The organism is Streptomyces phytophilus (genome assembly GCF_013870535.1).
Classification (GTDB): Bacteria; Actinomycetota; Actinomycetes; order Streptomycetales; family Streptomycetaceae; genus Streptomyces; species Streptomyces phytophilus.
Window position 1 is genome coordinate 1 of record NZ_JACBXC010001342.1, and the last position, 1,585, is coordinate 1,585.

Here is a 1,585-nt window from a genome sequence, read left to right on the forward strand (position 1 = left end):
GGCACCACGCCGCGCGGATGCCGCTCCACGAGGCTGAGGCCGACCTCCCGCTCCAGCCGCTTGACGTGCTGGCTCACGGCCGACTGCGTACAGCCCAGCTCCCGCGCCACCGCGCTCAGGCTCCCCGCCCGGCACACGGCGACGAACACCCGCAGGTCGTCCAGAGTCATGGGCGTCAAGCTAACCCTTGGAGACGCCCAAGGACACCCGAGGATTGACTTGGACGGATCGCCGCGCCCACGATGACCACGATCTTCCCTGTACGCCCCCTACCCGACCGCCCTGCCCGACCGCCCCGCCCGACCCGGGCACAACGGCCCACCCGAGGGACCGACCTACGGAACGAGGACGCCGCCGTGGAACCGCTCGAAGCCGCCGCGCTCGCCGGCGCCGGACTCGTCGCCGGCGGCATGAACGCGGTCGTCGGCTCCGGCACGCTCATCACCTTCCCGACGCTCCTCGCCCTCGGCTACCCGCCGGTCCTCGCGAACGTCTCCAACACCGTCGGCCTCGTCCCCGGCGTCGCCGGCGCCGTCTACGGCTACCGCCGCGAACTCCGCGGCCAGCGCCGCCGCATACTGCGCTTCGGCACCGCCTCCCTCATCGGCGGCCTGGCCGGCGCGCTGCTCCTCCTGCAACTGCCCGCCGAGGCGTTCCAGACAGTGGTCCCCGTCCTGATCCTGACGGCCTGCGCCCTGGTCCTCCTCCAGCCCGTCCTCAGCCGCCGCCTCGCCGCGCGCAGCGACGACGACGACTCGGACGGCGGCACCCCGATGTGGGTCGGCGTCCTCGGCACGGGCGTCTACGGCGGCTACTTCGGCGCCGCGCAGGGCGTCATCCTCATGGGCCTGTTCGGCACCTTCGTCCGCGACGACCTGCAGCGCCTCAACGCCGTCAAGAACGTCCTGGCCGCCCTCGTCAACGGGGTGGCGTCGATCGTGTTCATCATCGTCACCGACGTCGACTGGACGGCGGCCGGCATCATCGCCACCGGGTCCACGCTGGGCGGCTTCCTCGGCGCCCACCTGGGCCGGAAGCTCACCCCCGCGCTGATGCGCACGATCATCGTCACCGTCGGCACCACCGCCGCCCTCACCATGATCATCCGCTGACGGCGGGCGTCCACGGGCGGCCCGGAGTCCTACGCCCCGGCCGAGGCGCCCTTTAGCCGAACACCCGGTCCAGGACCGCCGCTATGCCGTCCTCGTCGTTCGACCCGGTCGTCTCGTCGGCGACCGCGACCAGCTCCGGGTGCGCCCCCGCCATCGCCACCCCGCGGCCGGCCCAGCGGAACATCGGTATGTCGTTCGGCATGTCCCCGAACGCGATCGTCTCCGCGCCCCTGACGCCGAGCCGGCGCGCCGCGACAGACAGGCCCGTGGCCTTGCTCAGCCCGAGCGGCAGCACCTCGACGGTGTCGGCGCCGGCGAGGACGACCTCGACGAGGCCGCCGACCGTCTCGCGGGCCGCTGCCGTCAGCGCGTCGTCGTCCAGCGCGGGGTGCTGGAGGTAGAGCTTGCCGATCGGCTGGGCCCACAGCTCGGCGCGCTCCGCCACCCGCCGGACCGGCAGGTCCTCCCGGGCC

At 73.5% G+C, this 1,585-nt stretch carries 3 protein-coding genes; 1 reads left to right on the top strand and 2 read right to left on the bottom strand.

All coding sequences use genetic code 11. From position 1 onward, the window contains the following. Positions 1–170: LysR family transcriptional regulator (locus H5J30_RS32200; RefSeq protein ID WP_181791165.1), on the bottom strand; the 170-nt coding region annotated here is incomplete at its 3' end. A gap of 186 nt (positions 171–356) precedes the next feature. Here H5J30_RS32200 and H5J30_RS32205 point away from each other — a divergent pair. Beyond that, entirely contained in the window at positions 357–1,112 is a 756-nt protein-coding gene (locus tag H5J30_RS32205; RefSeq protein ID WP_181791167.1) for a sulfite exporter TauE/SafE family protein, read from the top strand. Positions 1,113–1,164: 52 nt separating this feature from the next. Here the strand turns inward: H5J30_RS32205 and H5J30_RS32210 are convergent. Beyond that, positions 1,165–1,585, bottom strand: a 421-nt coding sequence (locus tag H5J30_RS32210; RefSeq protein WP_181791169.1) for an HAD family hydrolase, incomplete at its 5' end; no start/stop codon positions are given.